Annotated in this window: 15 protein-coding genes and 1 pseudogene; 6 read left to right on the top strand and 10 right to left on the bottom strand. The window is 71.2% G+C overall.

Annotated features, from left to right (window positions below; translation table 11 throughout):
- The first annotated feature begins 262 nt into the window (after positions 1-262).
- Positions 263-2,140 (top strand): chorismate-binding protein, encoded by a 1,878-nt coding sequence (locus BGN97_RS02890; protein WP_292697867.1) that lies wholly within the window; start codon positions 263-265, stop codon positions 2,138-2,140.
- An 11-nt stretch (positions 2,141-2,151) separates the two neighbouring features.
- On the opposite strand, the gene BGN97_RS02895 is transcribed toward BGN97_RS02890, so the two are convergent.
- Together BGN97_RS02895 and BGN97_RS02900 are read right to left on the bottom strand one after the other, a co-directional pair.
- Complete coding sequence (locus BGN97_RS02895) at positions 2,152-3,276, bottom strand: hypothetical protein (protein ID WP_292697869.1); 1,125 nt, start codon at positions 3,274-3,276, stop codon at positions 2,152-2,154.
- Between the two features lie 36 nt (positions 3,277-3,312).
- On the bottom strand, positions 3,313-4,632 hold the full coding sequence (locus BGN97_RS02900) for a site-2 protease family protein (protein ID WP_292697871.1): 1,320 nt from the start codon (positions 4,630-4,632) through the stop codon (positions 3,313-3,315).
- A gap of 70 nt (positions 4,633-4,702) precedes the next feature.
- On the opposite strand from BGN97_RS02900, the gene BGN97_RS02905 reads away from it, so the two are divergent.
- From BGN97_RS02905 to BGN97_RS02915, 3 genes are all read left to right on the top strand, one after another.
- On the top strand, positions 4,703-5,287 hold the full coding sequence (locus BGN97_RS02905) for a hypothetical protein (RefSeq protein WP_292697873.1): 585 nt from the start codon (positions 4,703-4,705) through the stop codon (positions 5,285-5,287).
- Between the two features lie 149 nt (positions 5,288-5,436).
- Positions 5,437-5,922 (top strand): DUF1775 domain-containing protein, encoded by a 486-nt coding sequence (locus BGN97_RS02910; RefSeq protein ID WP_292697874.1) that lies wholly within the window; start codon positions 5,437-5,439, stop codon positions 5,920-5,922.
- 279 nt (positions 5,923-6,201) lie between these two features.
- Entirely contained in the window at positions 6,202-7,821 is a 1,620-nt protein-coding gene (locus tag BGN97_RS02915; RefSeq protein ID WP_292697876.1) for a UDP-N-acetylmuramoyl-L-alanyl-D-glutamate--2,6-diaminopimelate ligase, read from the top strand.
- A 20-nt stretch (positions 7,822-7,841) separates the two neighbouring features.
- Here BGN97_RS02915 and dxr read toward each other — a convergent pair whose 3' ends face one another.
- Both dxr and BGN97_RS02925 read right to left on the bottom strand, forming a co-directional pair.
- Complete coding sequence (dxr, locus tag BGN97_RS02920) at positions 7,842-8,924, bottom strand: 1-deoxy-D-xylulose-5-phosphate reductoisomerase (RefSeq protein WP_292697878.1); 1,083 nt, start codon at positions 8,922-8,924, stop codon at positions 7,842-7,844.
- A gap of 70 nt (positions 8,925-8,994) precedes the next feature.
- Positions 8,995-9,948, bottom strand: coding sequence for an FKBP-type peptidyl-prolyl cis-trans isomerase (locus BGN97_RS02925; protein WP_292697880.1), 954 nt, complete (start codon positions 9,946-9,948; stop codon positions 8,995-8,997).
- A 210-nt stretch (positions 9,949-10,158) separates the two neighbouring features.
- On the opposite strand from BGN97_RS02925, the gene BGN97_RS02930 reads away from it, so the two are divergent.
- Entirely contained in the window at positions 10,159-10,848 is a 690-nt protein-coding gene (locus BGN97_RS02930; protein WP_292697920.1) for a lysophospholipid acyltransferase family protein, read from the top strand.
- Positions 10,849-10,850: 2 nt separating this feature from the next.
- On the opposite strand, the gene BGN97_RS02935 is transcribed toward BGN97_RS02930, so the two are convergent.
- Positions 10,851-11,345 (bottom strand): OsmC family protein, encoded by a 495-nt coding sequence (locus tag BGN97_RS02935; RefSeq protein ID WP_292697882.1) that lies wholly within the window; start codon positions 11,343-11,345, stop codon positions 10,851-10,853.
- Positions 11,346-11,442: 97 nt separating this feature from the next.
- Here BGN97_RS02935 and BGN97_RS02940 point away from each other — a divergent pair, with 97 nt between their 5' ends.
- Positions 11,443-12,438 (top strand): asparaginase, encoded by a 996-nt coding sequence (locus tag BGN97_RS02940; protein ID WP_292697884.1) that lies wholly within the window; start codon positions 11,443-11,445, stop codon positions 12,436-12,438.
- Between the two features lie 47 nt (positions 12,439-12,485).
- Here BGN97_RS02940 and BGN97_RS02945 read toward each other — a convergent pair whose 3' ends face one another.
- From BGN97_RS02945 to BGN97_RS02965, 5 genes and pseudogenes are all read right to left on the bottom strand, one after another.
- Positions 12,486-15,185 (bottom strand): FtsK/SpoIIIE domain-containing protein, encoded by a 2,700-nt coding sequence (locus tag BGN97_RS02945; protein WP_292697886.1) that lies wholly within the window; start codon positions 15,183-15,185, stop codon positions 12,486-12,488.
- A 117-nt stretch (positions 15,186-15,302) separates the two neighbouring features.
- Positions 15,303-16,037 carry a protein phosphatase 2C domain-containing protein gene (locus BGN97_RS02950; RefSeq protein WP_363331390.1) on the bottom strand — a complete coding sequence of 245 codons (735 nt, stop codon included), beginning with the start codon at positions 16,035-16,037 and terminating at the stop codon, positions 15,303-15,305.
- 70 nt (positions 16,038-16,107) lie between these two features.
- Positions 16,108-17,091: an aldo/keto reductase gene (locus BGN97_RS02955; protein WP_292697889.1), complete on the bottom strand. Its 984-nt coding sequence runs from the start codon at positions 17,089-17,091 to the stop codon at positions 16,108-16,110.
- A gap of 88 nt (positions 17,092-17,179) precedes the next feature.
- The gene (locus BGN97_RS02960) at positions 17,180-18,028 is read right to left on the bottom strand and encodes a DUF5684 domain-containing protein (RefSeq protein ID WP_292697891.1); all 849 of its coding nucleotides are present in this window, start codon (positions 18,026-18,028) and stop codon (positions 17,180-17,182) included.
- A 104-nt stretch (positions 18,029-18,132) separates the two neighbouring features.
- Positions 18,133-18,437: pseudogene (locus BGN97_RS02965) on the bottom strand (peroxide stress protein YaaA); the annotation flags it as partial.

An 18,437-nucleotide genomic window follows, 5' to 3' on the forward strand; every position in this document is an offset into this window, starting at 1 on the left:
CCGAGCAGGACCTGGCCCGGGCGGTGCGCCTGGTCGTCGACCATGCCTTCGACCCCGACGACTCGATCCCCGGCGGCAGCATCTGGTGACGTCACGCCGCGCCGGCGGTCATCTCTGATGTGATACTTTCGCGGTATGTCCGCGACCCGCACCTGGTGGCCCGCCTTCTAGGCGGTGTTTCGCGAACCACGAGAACACGACCGCCTTCCGGGGCGGTCTTTTTTCGTTCTCCGCACCGGATTCCCAGAACCTGGAGACCCCGATGACCGACCTGAAGCGCCGCATCCGCGCTCTCGCCGCCGACCCCGAGACCTCTTTCGTGCTGATCGCCCGCGACGGCGTCGTCGAACTGCTCACCGGCGAGATCGTCGACGTCGAGACGCTGTCCGACATCCCCCTGGAGGGCGCGGACGGCCCCCGCGAGGTGTTCGCGATGGTGCCCTACCGGCAGGTGCGCGAGCGCGGGTTCGAGGCGCAGGACGACGGCACTCCCCTGCGGTGCCTGCTGGTCGCCGAGCGCGAAGGGCTGGATGCCGAGGAGCTTCGCGCCGCGCTGCCCGACACGCCGATCGACCTGCGCGGTGGCGGCTTCGACATCTCCGACGACGAGTACGCGGACATCGTCGAGCAGGTCATCGCCGAGGAGATCGGCCGCGGCGAGGGCGCGAACTTCGTCATCCGCAGGGACTACCGCGCCGGATACGAGTGCGACGATCGCATCGCCGCGCTCACCTGGTTCCGCGCGCTGCTCGAGCACGAGCGGGGCGCGTACTGGACGTTCGCCGTCATCACCCCGGGACAGATCGCGGTGGGCGCGAGCCCGGAGGCGCACGTCGTCGCCCGCGACGGCATCGTGACCATGAACCCCATCTCGGGGACGTTCCGCCACCCCGCGGGCGGCGCGACCCGCGAGTCGCTGACCGAGTTCCTCTCCTCGACCAAGGAGACCGAGGAGCTGTTCATGGTCGTGGACGAGGAGCTCAAGATGATGAGCCAGGTCTGCTCGGACGGCGGCCGCATCACCGGCCCGCATCTGAAGGAGATGTCGCGGCTCACGCACACCGAGTACATGCTGCGCGGACGCAGCCGCCTGGACCCGCGTGACATCCTGCGCGAGACCATGTTCGCCCCGACGGTGACCGGCTCCCCCATGCAGAACGCGTGCGCGGTCATCCGCCGGCACGAGCGCGCACCGCGGGGTTACTACTCGGGCGTCGCCGCGCTGTTCACCCCGAACGCCGACGGCGGCCACGACCTCGACGCGCCGATCCTGATCCGCACCGCCTACCTGGATCGGGGACACCTCCGCGTGCCGGTCGGAGCGACCCTCGTGCGTCACTCCGACCCACTGGGCGAGGTGGGCGAGACGCACGGCAAGGCCGCGGGAGTGCTGGGCGCGATCGGCGCCATCGAACGCGATCATGTCGCGGAGACGCGTGACGACGACGCGCCGGCGCCCGCGCGACTGGCGGACGATCCCGAGATCGCGGCGCTCCTGGCGTCCCGCAACACGCGCCTGGCGGACTTCTGGATGCAGCCGCAGGACGCGGCCGCCGCCGGCCGCTTCGGCGGGCGCAGCGCGCTCGTCGTGGATGCCGAGGACCGCTTCACGACGATGCTCGCGCACCAGCTGCGCCATCTCGGCCTGGACGTGACCATCGCGCCCTGGTCCGAGGTGACCGATGAGGCCGTCGACGCCGCCGACCTGGTGGTGTCCGGGCCCGGCCCCGGCGACCCGCGCGACCCGTCGTCGCCGCGCATCGCCCGGATGCAGCAGGTCGTCGCTCGGCGTCGTGCGACAGGCTCGCCCCTGCTGGCCGTGTGCCTGAGTCACCAGATCCTCGCCGACGGTCTCGGCATCGACCTGGTGCCGCTGGACTCTCCGTACCAGGGCGTGCAGAAGACCGTGCCGGTGTTCGGGGAGGACGCGTCGGTCGGCTTCTACAACACCTTCACAGCCCGCGTCGCCCCCGGAACCACGCGGGTCGGCGAGGCGGAGGTCGCCGCGGATGCGGAGAGCGGTGACGTCTACGCGCTGCGCGGCGAGCGCTTCGCCTCGATCCAGGGGCACCTGGAATCGATCCTGTCCCGCGACGGGATCGCCACTCTGGAACGGCTCACCGCGCACGCGCTGAGCTGAGCTGAGCTGAGTCAGTGCAGCGGCGGCCACCACGCGGCATCCGCGCCGTCTCCGCGGACTCCGGGGCTGCTGCTGTACCCGCCATGCGCGCTGCACCAGGATGACGACACCGGCCGATCCGCCGACTCCCAGAAGGACCCAGCGGTCGCGGTGATCGAGAGCGGTGCGTCGCCGTTGGCCGCGAACCTCAGGTGCGCACCCTGCGGGCCGGTGGCCTCGATCAGCAGCGACCCCTCCTGGTCACGAGTGATGCTCCAGCCGGCATCCGTGATGGCCTTCACCAGCGCAGCGTGGTCCAGGTCGAAGCTCGCGGCATGACGGAAACCGATGCGCAGCCGATACGCGTCCCAGCCGCGCCCGTCGTCGTCCAGGGATTCCGCGCAGGCCTGCTGTGAGCCCCATCCGCCGGGCGCCGCAGCGGCGCGCAGGTCGGCAACCACCTGCTGCACCGCGTCGTATCGCTGCTCGGCGAGTGCGATCTGCTGGTCCGCGCTGCGGGCCGTCACCTGCACGCGCGGCTCGCCAGCGGCATCCGTCTGCACCTGTCCGAGAGCCACGCCGAGCCCTCCGACGCCGGCGAGCAGCAGCGGCGCCAGCGCGATCGCAGCCCATCCCGCGCGCTCCCAGCGCCGCGGATGCCGGATCGCGAGGGCTCCCAGTCCCCGCACGAGGAGCAGACTCCACGCGGCGACCCCGCACAGGATCGCCGCCGAGAAGACCCATGTCGAGAGCACTCCTCCCGCGGGATCGCCGACCAGGCGGTGCAGCAGCGAAGGAACCGGAACCGACTCGGAAGGGTCCAGTTCGATGGTACGGTCCGGCATCGCGGCTGCAAGGGCAGTCCAGCTCCACCACAGCACCGCGAGCAAGGCGACCTGAGGCAGGGGCGTCGCCTGCGCGCCCTGACGGCGCAGCGCGAACCGGGGCAGAGCCCCGAGCAGACCTGCTGCGGGAATCAGCAACGGCGAGGCCAGCACGATGAGGAAGGCAGTCTCACCACCAGTGGTCGTCGCGCACCACAGGCAGAACAGCACGAAGCCGATCGGCAGCAGCCAGTTCAGCCACGGCCAGATCCGCCAGGTCGCCCGGCGCAGACCGGACGTACGGTACCGGAGCGCGTGCGGATGCGACTGCATCCCGTCACGCTAGCCGCGCTGGCTGAGCGATCGGCGTCAGCCGCCGAGCAGGTTCATCGGCTTGACGATGTCGGCGATGATCAGCAGCGCCCCCATCGCGATCAGCAGCACGGCGACCACGACCGTGACCGGCACGAGGCGCGTCGCGTCCACGGGAGCGGGTTCGGGACGCCCGGTGACCTTCGCCCACAGGCGCTTGATCCCCTCCCACAGCGCGACCACGATGTGCCCGCCGTCCAACGGCAGCAACGGGATCAGGTTGAACACGAAGAGCGCGACGTTCAGCGCCGCGAGCAGGTTCAGCAGCACCGCGAGGCGGTCGAGCACCGGAGCGTTGGTCGCCGCCACCTCCCCGGCGATGCGCCCGACGCCGACCACGCTGAGCGGGCCGTTCGGGTCGCGCTGCGATCCGGTGATCAGCGACTCGCCGACGTTCCAGAGCTTCTGCGGCAGCTGGATGATCAGGTTCGTCACTCCGCCGACCTGCTGCCAGGTCATCTGGGCGCCGGTCCAGATCGGCTGGTGCGCGTACTCCAGCTGCGCGGTGATGCCCGCGTAGCCCACGCTGCGGGTGACGGGCTTGCCGCCCTTGTCGGTGACGGGCCGGCCCTGGGCATCCGTCTGCTGACGCTGGGCGGCGACCGGGGTCAGCTGCAGCGTGACCTCCTCGCCCTTCCGCTCCACCACCACCTCGAGGGTGCGTCCGGGAGAGTCCTGGATGATCTGCGACGCGGCCGCGAAGGTGGCGACAGGCTCGCCGTCCATGCTGACCAGGCGGTCGCCGGGCTCGAACCCGGACTCAGCGGCCGGGGCGGCCGGGTCGTCCGCAGCGCAGGTCTGCTGCTTCGTCGCGGTCGCGGGGATCATGCACTCGCTGACCGAGGCGACCGTCGTGCTGGCCTGCTGGATGCCGATCCCGGATGCCATCAGCGTGAAGAGCAGCACGGCCAGGACCAGGTTCATGACGGGGCCGCCGAGCATGACGATCACACGCTTCCACACCGGCAGGCGGTAGAAGACGCGCTCCTCCTCGCCCTCGGCGATCGTCTCGTCGTTGGCCGTGCGGGCGTCCTGCACCAGGGCGGCGAAGACACCCTTCGCCGGTCCGGTCTTCGTCGAGGGCGGGTACATGCCCGACATCGAGATGAATCCGCCGACGGGAAGCGCCTTGAAACCGTACTCGGTCTCGCCGATCCGCTTGGACCACAGCCCCGGTCCGAAGCCGATCATGTACTGGCCCACGCGCACGCCGAACAGCTTCGCGGGCACCAGATGGCCCACCTCGTGCAGCCCGATCGACACGCCGAGACCGACGAGCATGAACAGGATGCCGCCCAGATACAGCAGGATCTCCACCCGACCACGCTAGTGCCCCGCGCCGAGGAATCCGCTGTGCCCTCGCTGTGCATCCGGCTAGGCTGAAGAGGTGACGACCCGCCAGCTGCGCCTGTTCCGCGGCGCTGCGGCCTCTTCCGTCGCGACGATCCTCGCCGCCGTCTCGCACACCGTCGGCGGCGGCACCGCACCCCACCCGCTGCTGATCGTCACCGTCGCGGTGCTCCTCTCGCCGCTCGCCGCTCTCCTGGTGGGCACGCGGATCCGGCTGCCCGGACTCACCGGAGCCGTGCTCTCGACGCAGTTCGTCTTCCATGCGCTGTTCGAACTGACCGGCGGCATCGCCCCCACGGGCCTCGTGGGCGGGCACCAGCACGGTCCGATCGTCCTCGAGCTCGCGTCAGGACCGCATCCCGACCTGCTGTCGTCGTCTCCCGGCATGCTGCTCGCCCATCTGCTGGCGGCCCTCGTCACCACGCTGCTGCTCTGGCGCGGCGAGCTGCTGGTCCGCACGATCGCGCGCTGGGTTCGCACCCTGCTGCGCCTCCCGCAGACCGCCCCTGCGCATCCTTTGGCGGCACCGGCGACCGCCGCGCGCACCGAGGCTCCCCTCCTCGATCGGCTGCTCGCCGACTGCGCCTGGCGGCGCGGTCCTCCTGCGTCGGCGCTCAGCTGACCTTCCGGGCGTCCAGCCCGTCATCGCCGTCCGGCCGGCCGGACCGCGTCCCGCCGATCGCGCCCTGCGACGGCATCCGTCCGCGCGCTCACGCGCGGAGCATCTTCTCGCCGCGCGCGTGCGCGGCCCCCATCCATGAAGGACCATCCATGTCTCTTACCATCCGTCGCGGCGGCATCGCCGCTGCCACCCTCGCCCTGTTCCTCATCGCCGCACCCACCGCGGCCTCCGCACACGTGGGCGTCTCACCGGACCGGATCCCGGCCGGCCAGGTCACGCCGCTGACCTTCTCGTTCAGCCACGGCTGCGGCGAGTCCCCGACCACCTCGCTGCGCGTCACGATGCCGAAGGGCATCGGCAGCGCCTGGCCCGCGTTCGACGGTGATTGGGCGGCAGACATCGAGAAGGATGCGGGCGGGACGATCACCGCCGTCACGTTCACCGCCGCGCAGCCCGTGCCTGTCGATCTGCGCGGTTCGGTGGAGCTGGCCGTCATCACCGACAAGAACGCCGCCGATGAACTGGTCTTCCCCGTCGAGCAGCGCTGCGTCTCGGGCACGAACGAGTGGACCCAGGTGGCGAAGGACGGCGAGAACGCCCACGATCTGGACTCACCGGCCCCGTCGTCGCGCTGACCGCTGCCGGCGCCTCCGGCGAGCACGGTCAGCAGGGCACGCACGGCGACGAGCACACGGCCGCCCCGGAGGCATCGTCGTCGAGCACGGAGAAGCCGGCGGCGATCCTGCCGATGCTGCTCGGGGGCGGCGGACTGGTGATCGCCGTGGCGGCCCTCCTGGTGGCCGTCCGCGCGTACCGTCGGCGCGCGTAGCGCACCCGCGAGGAGGTGCCCGGCGCACGCCGGGCGCCTCCAATCCGCAGGATCCCTCCGCTGTGCGTGAGATCATGGAGACGCTATGACCACTCAGCCCTCACTGCCGCCCGTGCTCCGCCCCGCCGACCCACCCCGTCGTGCTCTGGCCGAGCTCGCAGACCGCTTCGCAACGGAGGTCCGCGGCGATCTCGCGGGCGTTCAGCTCAGCGGCATCACGCTCGCCACCGCCGATCTCCGCGCCGGGGAGGCCTTCGTCGCGATCCAGGGCGTGAACCGGCACGGTGCCGAGTTCGCGCAGACCGCAGCCGATCAGGGTGCGGTCGCGATCATCACGGACGCCGCCGGCGCCGACATCGCGGCATCAGCGGGTCTGCCGATCGTGATCGTCGACGATCCCCGCGGCGTGTTGGGCGAGCTGAGCGCGTGGGTGTATGGCACCGGGGCATCGGACCCCCTGCCGCTGCTGTTCGGCACCACCGGCACCAACGGCAAGACCAGCGTCTCGCACCTGCTGCAGGGCGTCTTCGACCAGCTCGGCGTCGTCTCGGGTCTCTCCTCCACCGCGGAGCGGCACATCGCCGGTGAGGTCATCGTCTCCCGGCTCACCACCCCCGAGGCATCCGAGATGCACGCCCTGCTCGCGCTGATGCGCGAGCAGAACGTCGAGGCCGTCGCCGTCGAGGTCAGCGCGCAGGCGCTCTCCCGCCACCGCGTGGACGGCATCGTGTTCGACGTGGCCGGCTTCACGAACCTCTCGCACGACCACCTCGACGACTACGCCGACATGGAGGAGTACTTCCAGGCGAAGCTGCCGCTGTTCACCCCCGAGCGCGCCCGCCGCGGTGTGATCAGCCTGGACTCGGCGTACAGCCCGCGCGTCGTCGAGGCCGCGAGCATCCCCGTCGTCACCGTCGGGACCCCGTCGATCGCCGCCGATCCGGATGCCGCCGCCGCGGCCGACTGGGTCGTCACCATCGACGACGAACGGCAGGCGGGCACGGTGTTCACGCTCACCGGCCGCGGCGGACGCGCGCTGACGACCATGGTGCCGGTGATCGGTCAGCACATGGCCGCGAACGCCGGACTCGCGATCGTGATGCTGCTCGAGGCCGGCTACGACTGGGACCGCATCGCTGCGGCTTTCGAGCGGGACGGCCAGATCCTGGCGTACCTGCCCGGTCGCACCCAGTTCATCTCCGGCGAGACCGGGCCAGCCGTGTACGTCGACTTCGGCCACTCCCCGGATGCCTTCGAGAAGACCCTCGCCGCGGTCCGCCGGGTCACGCCGGGCAAGGTGCTGATGCTGTTCGGCGCCGACGGCGACCGCGACGCCACCAAGCGCTACGACATGGCCCGCACGGCCGTCGAAGGCAGTGACATCCTGGTCGTCACCGACCATCACCCGCGCTTCGAGGACCCGGACTCCATTCGCGCGACCCTCGTCGCCGGAGCCCGCAAGGCGCGACCGGATGCCGAGATCCACGAGTTCTCCCCGCCGGAGAAGGCGATCGTGGCGGCCGTCGGCATGGTCGGCGAAGGCGACGCGATCCTGTGGGCCGGTCCCGGCCACCAGGACTACCGCGACATCCGCGGTGTGCGCACCCCGTACTCGGCCCGCGAGCTCGCCCGGCGTGCGCTCATCGCCGCCGGCTGGCCCGCCCCCGACTCGCACTGGCCCGTCCCCTACGACGACCGGGTCTGACAGAGCCCGCCCGTCTGGAATCAGGCGGAGGCGATCAGCGCGTCCGCTTTGGCACGCGCCCAGGTCTCGGCCTCGGCCAGCGTCTCGAGCGTGAGGTCGTCCGGGGCGTCGTGCGCCTCGATGACGCGCTCGATCGTGTCGACGATGCCGAGGAACGGCAGCCGGCCCTCGTGGAAGGCGTCCACGGCCTGCTCGTTGGCGGCGTTGTAGACCGCGGGGAACGTGCCGCCCGCGCGGCCCACGGACTTCGCCAGGCCCACCGACGGGAACGCCTCGCCGTCGAGGGGCTCGAACGTCCAGCTGGTCGCCTGCCGCCAGTCCAGCGGCTTCCCCACCCCGCCGACGCGGTTCGGCCAGTCCAGCCCCAACGAGATCGGCAGGCGCATGTCCGGGGGCGACGCCTGGGCGATCGTGGAGCCGTCGACGAACTCGACCATCGAGTGCACGATCGACTGCGGGTGCACGACCACCTCGATGTCGTCATACGGCACGTCGAAGAGCAGGTGCGCCTCGATGACCTCCAGGCCCTTGTTGACGAGCGTGGCGGAGTTGGTCGTGACCATCCGCCCCATGTCCCAGGTCGGGTGCGCGAGGGCCTCCGCGGGTGTCACATCGCCGAGCTCGGCCCTGGTGCGGCCTCGGAAGGGTCCACCGGATGCCGTGACGACGAGCCGCCGCACCTCGGCGCCGGTGCCCGATCGGAGTGCCTGGGCGATCGCCGAGTGCTCGGAGTCGACCGGGACGATCTGGTCCCTCTCCGCCGCGGCGCGCACGAGTGCACCGCCGACGATCAGTGATTCCTTGTTGGCCAGGGCGAGGGTGCGCCCCGCCTTCAGCGCGGCCAGCGTCGACCCGAGTCCGATGGAGCCCGTGATGGCGTTGAGCACGACGTCCGCCTCCACGTCGCGGACCAGCTGCTCGGACTCCGCCGCGCCGAGCGCCGTGTGCTCGAGGTGGAACTCCTCCGCCTGACCGGCCATCATCTCGGCGTTCGATCCCGCCGAGATCCCGACCAGCTCGAAGCGGCGGGGATTGGCGCGGATCACATCCAGGGCCTGCGTGCCGATGGAGCCGGTGGAGCCGAGGACGATGATGCGACGCATGCCGCCAGCCTATGCGAGAGTGCGCCGGCCCTGCAGGAGCGGGGCCGGCGCACTGACGGTGCGAGGATGCCTACTTGGCGGCGGGCGCGTGCTGCGTGGCCAGGATGTCGATCACGAACACGAGGGTCGAGTTCGCCGGGATCGATCCCTGCTCCTTGTCGCCGTAGCCGAGCGCCGGCGGGATGACGACCAGCACCTGCGAACCGACCTTCTGACCGGCGAGCGCCTGAACGAAACCGGGCACGTAGGTGTTGCCGGGGATGGAGATGGGCTCGCCGTTCTTCCACGACGAGTCGAAGCTCTTGCCGTCGGCCCAGTTGACGCCGTAGTACTGCAGCAGCGTGGTGTCGCCGTCGGCGACCGCCTCACCGTCGCCCTGCTTGAGCACCGACACCTTCAGTTCGGTGGGGGCGTCGGTCTTCGGAATCGAGATGCTGGGCTCGCCGTTCTTGGCGAGCTTGACCGCGGGCATCCCGTCGACGGGCGCCTGCTCCTCGCCCCACGCCGCCGTCGGGACGGTGCCGAGCACGTCGACGATGTAGATCTGGGACTCGGCGCCGTTGGAACCGGTCGGGAATGCGACGGCCAGGCGCGAGCCGACCGTGGCGCAGCCGATCACCTGGGCGAGGGTGGGATTCGCGAGAACGTTCTGCGGCAGCATCTGCTCGGTGCCCGGATAGCCCGCGTCGCCGAGGTGCTCGCCGGTGGTCGTGTTGAACGCGCTGAGGGCGTAGGAGACGAACTCGCCCTTCTTGACCGTCGCGCCGTCGCCCTTGGTGATCACCGTGCGCTGCAGCTTCTTGATGTCCTGCTTGAGCGTGAAGGTGGCCTTCGACGGCGTGCCGAACTGACCGTCGACCTTGATGCCGTCGGAGATCGCACCCGGCTCTGCGGTCTGCGCGCAGACATCGCCGCTCGCGGAGTCGGTCGAGGTCGGACTCGGCGACGCGCTGCCGGAGCAGCCGGCCAGGAGCAGCGCCGAGACGGCGATGGTGGACAGGAGGGCCAGGGGACGCAGGCGCAAGATGAGACCTCGGAATCGCTGAAGGGAAGTGTCCATCTTCGCGCATCCGGCTTTGCCGCGGCTGAACGAACACGCATCGGGGACATTCCGCGACCGGAATGCGGCGCTCGATAAACTTCACGGATGAGTTCTGCGCAGTCGGTCGGGTCCGAGCACGAGCCGGAATCGCACACCCCCCGACATGCCGGATTCAAGTACGCGGTCGGTCGCATGGTCGCCGCCCCCCTGGCCCGGATCGTGTACCGTCCCCACATCGAGGGGCGCGAGAACGTGCCCAAGCGCGGCGCGGTGATCCTCGCCAGCAACCACCTGTCGTTCATCGACTCCATGGCGATCCCGGTCGCCGCCCCTCGCCCCGTGCACTTCCTCGCGAAGTCGAGTTACTTCGAGGGCACGGGCGTGAAGGGTGCGCTCTCGAGGGAGTTCTTCACCTCCGTCGGCGCCATCCCCGTGCGGCGCGGTGCCGGCCAGGCCGCGCTGGACGCTCTGGATCAGCAGCGCCAGCTGCTCGATCAGGGCCTGGCCGTCGCCCTCTACCCGGAGGGGACGCGGTCCACCGACGGTCGGCTGTACAAGGGCAGGACCGGCGTCGCCTTCCTCGCCCTGCAGACCGGTGCGCCCGTCGTCCCGGTCGGGCTGATCGGAACCGACCGCGTGATGCCCGTCGGTGCGAAGATGCCGTCGGTCAAGGAGCGCATCACGGTGCGCTTCGGCGAGCCCATCGACGTGTCGAAGCACGGCCCCGCCACCAGCGGCAGGGCCCGTCGACTCGCGACTGACGAGATCATGGCCGCCATCCACGCGCTCAGCGAGCAGGAGCTCGCGGGCGTGTACAACGAGCCGCCGGCGCAGAACCCGATCGACAAGATCAAGCAGGCGCTGCCGCACGAGCGGCGCTGACGTCAGCTCCCGAGCGCGGCGACGGTCACCGTCGCCTCATGGCGGACCGGGAAGTTCACCGAGTTCGCGATGAAGCACCAGTCGTGCGCCTGGTGGTGAGCCTGCTCGGCGGCCTCGATCATGGACGGGTCGGCGACCGTCACCTGCGGATGCAGCACCACCTCGGCGAACGCTCCGCCGCCGCGGCCGTCCTCGCGCATGAGCCCGGTCGCCTCATCGCGATACGAGGTGACGACGACGCCGGCCGTGACGCAGGCGTGCAGGTAGGAGAGCAGATGGCACTCGGCGAGCGCGGCGATCAGCATGTCCTCCGGATTCCATCGGGCGGGATCACCGCGGAACGGACGGTCGGCGGAGGCGAGCAGGTCCGGTTTGCCGTCGATCGAGATCGTCACGTCGCGCGCGTAGTCCCGGTAGCCGCTCGTGCCGCTGCCGCGGTCGCCGGTCCAGGTGGCGGTGAGTGCGTACCGGTGCTCGCCGAGCGGATGCTGTGCCATGCCGCCAGTCTTTCATCTTCGAGAAGCAGCGGGACGGTCTCCCGGCGGGGCGACGTCGTCTGCAGGAAGGCGCGATGCGGCGCATTAGGCTGGTCTGGTGCTGGAGACCCTTACTGTCCGTGATGCTGTCGAACTCGCCGTCGTGGAGCGCAGCGGCTTCGTGGAGTCCCGCCACGCGGGCGCTGCGGTCGTGCTGTCGCCGGAGGGCGATGTCGTCGCCCAGTACGGGAACGCGGATGCCCTGATCCTCCCCCGCTCGAGCCTCAAGCCGCTGCAGGCGGTCGCCAGCCTCACCGCAGGCGCCGCACTGGAGGGCGAGCAGCTCGCGCTCGGCACGGCCAGCCACTCCGGCACCGATCGACACGCTGAGGTCGTGCGCGAGATCCTCGCCGCCGGTGGTCTGACCGAGGACGATCTGGGCTGCCCGCCCGCCTGGCCCTCGGATGCCGCCACCCGGCGGGAGATGATCAGCGATCACGCGGCGGAGTCCCGCATCCGGATGAACTGCTCCGGCAAGCACGCGCTCATGCTCCGCGCGTGCGTGGCCACAGGGTGGCCGACCGCGGGGTACCTGGATCCCGCGCATCCGCTGCAGGTGCACATCCGCGAGGTCGTCGAGCGGCTCACCGGTGAGAAGATCGCGCACACGTCGGTCGACGGCTGCGGTGCGCCGGTGCACGCGATCACCCTGACCGGACTCGCCCGTGGCATCCACCGGATCGGCTCGGCGTCGGAGCGCTCTCCGTTCGCTCTGCATCGCGTGGCCGGCACCCTGGTGCGCGCCGTGCGCGAGAACCCGTGGACGATCGCCGGTCCCGGTGAGCCGGACACGATCGCGATCGAGACGCTCGGTGTGTTCGCGAAGGGCGGTGCCGAGGGCGTGATGGTCATGGTCGCCCCGAACGGCGCGACCGCGGCGCTGAAGGTGCTCGACGGCAACGGCCGCGCGGCGACGATCGTCGCCGCGACGCTGCTCGCCCGCGCCGGGGCGCTGACGGATGCCGATGTGGCGACGCTGACCGCGGCGCTGCCGCTGTCGGTGCTCGGCGGCGGGCAGTCGGTCGGTTCCATCCGGGTCACCCCCGGCCTCTGAACTCCGCCGCGGTCCGACGGGCGCTCCCCTCAGCGGGGTGATCGCGCTCATCCGAGCACCACGCGTCGCGGCATGCGTCCGCCCTGCACGCTCCACGCCCGATCGGCGTGGGCGCGCGCATACGGTGGCAGTTCCCGCACGCCCGCGAGCTGCCACAGCTCACTGGCGCACTCCGCTGCGACGACGAGCTCCCCGGCGGACCGGATGCCCTGCAGGAGTGCCCACTGCACGCGCCACTCCTCGGGATCACCGACGATGATGACAGGAGCGTCCGCCTCCGCCTGCGCGCCGTGCGCCTCGGCGAGAGGCACGACGCGATGGCCGGGATGCGCGGACCGCAGCATGGCGCGGGTCGCGCCGGCCGCCTGCGTAATGATCCCCGCCCGGTGCTCGGACGGCGTCCACACCGCGTCGGTCGCCGGTGGGATGCGAACCGAGGATGCGGCGCCATCGGAGGACCCGGGCAGGCACAGCTGCACCTCCCGCCCGTCCAGCCAGGCGCGCCCGACCGGACGGTCGCGCTCGAACGCCGCCGTCTCTCCACCGGCCGCGATGTGCTCGACCCTGCTCGTCAGTCTGAGCAGCCCCCGCCGCGGGAGGGCGTCGATCAGCCGTCCGACCGGCCCCGACACCCGCGACAGCGTGACCACGACTGTCGTGGGGGCGCGCACGATCCTCTCCCAGCGGCTCAGGAAGAGCTGAGCGTAGTCCGTCGGGTACTGACCGATCAGCACATCCAGGTCGTCGCACAGCACAGGTCGATCGGTTGCCGCGCTCAGATCCGCAACGGCGTCCCAGGCGGCCTCGGGATCCGCGGGGATCACGATCGCGCCCGAAAGCTGCGACGCCAGCATGGCGACGGCCGAGCTCTTGCCCGAGCCGGGTCCGCCGATCAGCGAAAGCCCGTCCGAGCGGCCAAGTACCACCCACGGCTGCCTCTGCCGCTCGGGCTCGTCGGCCCGGCCGAGCACCGCCCCGCCGCCGTCACGGACGCCGCTCGGCAGCGGGATCCGGGCCGGCAGCGGAGGCAGCCATGGGCTTCTCTGCGACTCGTGCCCCGCCCACCGCCGGCCGACGCCTGCGATGTCGGTCTCGGCGGTGAGGGCGATGCGGGCGGGCAGCGCCTCGGCGTCCTTGGGACGCCGAACGAAGGCCAGGCCGCGCGAGTCGGCCCCGCCGGGCAGATGGGATGCCGCATCCGAGCCGATCACGAAACGGCTGTCGGCCGCTTCGGCGACCCGCAGGCTGACGCGCAGCGGGCAGTTCGCGGCCAGGGCGTCGCGGATGACCCCGCTCGCGCGCTGCGTGCCGAGGATGAGATGCATGCCGAGGGCGCGACCGCGAGCGGCGACGTCGGTGAAGATCTGCGCCAGGTCGGGGTGCTCCTGCAGGAGTGCGGCGAACTCGTCCACGACGATCACCAGCCTCGACAGACCGGGGCAGCCGGCGACGTCGCGGACGCCGGCCTGCGAAAGCGCCGCCTCCCGCCGCCGCAGCTCGGCACTCAGGCTCCCCACGCCCCGCTGCGCCCCCTCGGCGTCCAGGTCGGTGATGACGGCGACCACGTGCGGCAGACGGCGCAGCGGGTCGAACGCCGTGCCGCCCTTGAAGTCGACGAGCACGAAGGCGAGTTCCTCCGGAGGATGCGCGCCAGCGAGGCTCGTGATCCAGGTGGTCAGCAGCTCGCTCTTGCCGGTCCCCGTCATGCCGGTGACGATGGCATGCGGGCCGTCCTCGACGAGGTCCACGGCCACATCTCCTCGCTCGCCCCTCCCGAGCGCCGCGGTGAGGCCTGCGGCGCCCACCGGCGCGAGTTCGTCCAGACCGATGCGGTCGGGGATGGCCTCCTCGGCATCCGACCGCCCGGCGAGCTCCGCGGCGATCGCCCGCGCCTGCTGCGCGGAGAGGGCCTCGACCGCGACGGACTCCTCGCCGTCGGGCGTGCGCACACGCGCCTCCCCCGGCACTGTGCAGTCGAGCACGGTGGTCACGCCCTCCGGGGCCTCCTCCCCCGGCCTGCGGATGCACACGACGGCATCCGCGCCCTCCACCCCGGTATCGAGCCCGAGGCGGAACGCCGCGCGACGGCGGCCCCGATGCGGCAGCGCATCCAGCGACCAGTCCGGCGCGGAGCCGCCGATCACTCCGAGCTGCGTCGGACCGAACCGCAGGCACAGCTGGATCACGAGGGCGCGGGCGACGGCCCGGGCCACGGGTTCGGCGGCGCGGACGCAGATCCCGCCGCCGAGCGGGACCGACGCGGGCGCGTCGTCCAGCCGCTGCGTCCGAACGCGGAACGCGCGCGAGCGCTCGTCGTCCCCGCCACGGGCCTGGACACGGCTCGTCCGGGATCCACGGCCCAGCACGACCGGCGTCGCCCGATCAGGCGGCTCATGCCCTCGCAGCGGCGGCTCGGCCAGGCACTCCGCGACGCCCGGTTCGCGGCGCCAGGCGGCGGCGTGCTCCTGTGCGTGCAGGCGCTCCAGCTCCGCCTCGGCGCGCTGCCAGCCGGCATCCGCCTCCTGCTGCGAACGCCTGCGCTCCCTGCCCCGGGTGCGCAGCCCGTCGAGGAACGACGCGACCAGCATCAGCAGCCCGAGCGCCGCGAAGCACAGCGCGAACAGCGAGCCCGTGACCAGCCAGAGGACGACGCCGGCGACGACGGGCACGACCGCGGCCATCAGCGGCAGCGACGGGCGTCTCGGCTCGGCGGGAACAGCGGGAAGCACGATCGTGGTGGCGTCCATGCGCACCATTGCACCGCACGATCAGCGTCGGATCCGGCCCGTCCACAGGCCGGATCGGTCAATCGTCCGAATCGGCGTCTGTGGAGGGAGAGTGCGACAGCAGCACGCGAACGACGATCAGCGTGACATTGTCGCGCCGCCGTTCTCCAGAGCTGCGTCGAGCATGGCCTCCGCCGCCTCGGCCGGGTCCTCGTGCTCGCGCAGGAAATGCAGGATGCCGTAGTCCGTGAGCTCCTTGGTCAGCCCGTCGGAGCAGATGACCAGCCTGTCCTCGTCGCGCAGGTCGACCGTCACGTAGTCCGGCTGCACGAGCTCACTGGCGCCGACGGCGCGCGTGATCACGTTGCTGTACGGATGGCCGTCGGCCTCCTCCGGGCTGATCTTGCCCGAGGCGATCAGCTCCTGCACCACGGAGTGGTCGGTCGTGACCTGCACGAGCCGGTCATCGCGCTTGAGGTAGACGCGCGAGTCGCCGATGTTCAGCACGGTCCACTGCGGCGTGCCGTCCTCGGCGTGGTCCAGATATGCGCCGGTGAGCGTGGTGCCGGTGCCCTCGTCCGTCGTCTCCGGGTGCAGGTGGATGTCGTCGACCGCGTGGTGCAGAGCGTTCTGAATGGCGGCATCGGACACCTCGCCGTCACCGACCATCTCGTCGAGGCGGGCCACCGTGCTCTGGCTGGCGATCTCGCCACCCGCATGCCCGCCCATGCCGTCGGCGACCACGAAGAGCGGGAACCGCGCCAGGAACGAGTCCTGGTTGTTCTCACGGCGACGACCGCGATCGGTCACTCCGGCCCAGGCGAGCTGCAGCTCATCGCTGACGCGGTGCGTCTGCGTTGTGGTCTCAGGCACGGGCGGTCTCCGTCGAGTGGGCGGATGCAGGGGCATCCGCGGGATACAGATACATGCTAGTGGTCGCCGCTCACATCGCCGACGCGGGGTCTTCGACCAGCGGGAACAGCCGGTCGATCTCCTCCAGCTCGGCGACGGAGGGCGCCCAGGCGTCGGAGGCTGCCGCATTCGCCTCGACCTGGGCGGGTGTGGTGGCTCCGGCGATCACGCTGGCCACTCCCGGCTGGGCGAGCAGCCACCCGAACGTGGCCTGCAGCATGGTGATCCCCCGCGCGTCGCAGAACGCCTGGTAGGCCTCGAGCGCATCCCAGGGCGCATCCGCCCAGATGTGCGGACGCGTCTCCATGATGCGGCTCCCGGCCGGGCCCCCTTCGCGGGTGAACTTGCCGGTGAGGAGGCCGTTCTTCAGCGGGAAGTACGGGAAGAATCCCAGGCCGTAGCGATTCGCCGCGGGCAGCACTTCCCGCTCGGACGCCCTCGCGAGCAGCGAGTAGTGGTTCTGCGCGGAGATGAACCGGCCTGTGGAGCGCGCCCGGGCCGTGAACTCCGCCTCGGCGATCTGCCAGCCGTCGAAGTTGGAATGACCGTAGTAGCGGATCTTCCCCTCGTCGACGAGCTCGTCCAGGGCGTCGATCGTCTCGGCGATCGGCGTCTGCGGATCGGGCAGGTGCAGCTGGTACAGATCGATCCAGTCCGTGCGCAGGCGGCGCAGGGACTGCTCGACGGCGAACCGCACATACCGCCGGGAGCCTCGGCCGCCCGGGAAGTCGTATCCCATGTCCCGGGCGTGCCCGAACTTCGTGGCCAGTACGACGCGATCGCGACGCCCCTCGAGGGCCTCACCCATCAGTGCCTCGCTGCTGCCCGGCTCGGCGCCGTACATGTCGGCCGTGTCGAAGAAGAACACGCCGTTCGCGAGTGCCGCGTCGATCACGGCTCTGGTCCCCTCCAGCGTCTGCGTCACGGTGCCCGCGCGCCCGAAGTTGTTGCAGCCGAGTCCGGCTGCGGAGACGACGAGGCCGGATGCGCCGACGCGACGCTGCGAGGTTCCCATGCCTCCACCGTATCGAACGCGGAGAACTGCGGAGGCCGCACGCAGGAACGCCCCCGACCGGAGTCGGGGGCGTTCGATGCGCATCAGATCACGCAGGGGGCTGCGTCGGGTCTGCCGGCGGCTCAGCGGCCGGCGGTGCGGGCGGTGCAGGAGGCGCCGGCGGGGTCGCGGGCGGCGCAGCCGGCGGCACAGGTGCTGCCGGGGGTGCGGCCGGCGGCGGCACCGGAGCACCGGGCGCGGCGGTCGGCGGTACCGGAGCACCGGGCTGCGGAACGCCGTATCCGGGCTGAGCGGGGGCGCCGTAGCCGGGCTGTGCCGGGTAGCCGGGCTGCTGCGGGGCGCCGTAGCCGGGCTGCTGCGGGGCGTAGCCCTGCGGTGCAGGCGGCTGGTAGCCCTGCGGCGCGCCGTAACCGGGCGCGGCGAAGCCGGGAGCAGCAGCAGCCGACGGCTGCACGGGGATGCCGTCCCACACGGTGCGGTCGGCGAGGAAGCTGTTCGTCGCCCACGCGGACGGCGGGATGTTCGGGTTCCAGCGCGAGGAGTCGAAGGCGAGGATGCCCAGCCAGACCGGAGCCACCAGGATGTACAGCACGATCCACGCGCCGTCCTTCTGCAGCTTCTGGCCGACGCGGTAGGCGGCCAGGATGCCCATGACGGCCACGCCGATGCTGACCAGCCAGCCGAGGAACGGGATCCAGGTCAGGAACACGCCGAAGAGCAACCACGGGCTGACATCACCGAGCTTGAAGAAGATCATCCCGTTGTAGAACGGGACCCAGGCGCGCCACTTGCCCTGCACGCCGGCCTTCTCGAAGATGTTCATCAGGAACCAGGCCGTGATGACGTAGAAGATGGGGCCGGCAAGCAGCGCGATCAGCCAGATCAGACCGATCAGGGCGCTCAACCCCCCATAGCCGTAACCGCTGTAGTCGTCCATGTTTCCCTCCGATAGGCATTCGCGTCCACGCGGACGCGTGACCACACTAGCCAACGCCGGTGGCCAGCGGCAATCATTCACTCGGCGACGACGAGCTCCAGCACTCAGGCATCCGCCGTCGTCCTGAGCAGGATGCCCTGCTCGTCGGCCCATGAGAGGAGGGCCCTCACCGACTTCGCCCTCGGGCGTGTCTGCGCGAGGGTCCGCACCAGTTCGCCCTTGGACTTCTTGTTGAAGTGGTTGAGCGCCCGGCCCGTCTCGGTGACCACGCGCACGTAGGCCCCGGGGACGCCGGCGGGAACCGGCCCGAGTGCGACATAGGCCTCGCTGCGCAGGTCGAGGACGAAGTCGGCGTCGGCCAGGGCGGCGCTGGTAGCCGTGCTCCAGTGCCGCCGCAGAGGCGGGATGC

It is taken from the genome of Microbacterium sp. 69-10, from assembly GCF_001897945.1.
GTDB lineage: Bacteria > Actinomycetota > Actinomycetes > Actinomycetales > Microbacteriaceae > Microbacterium.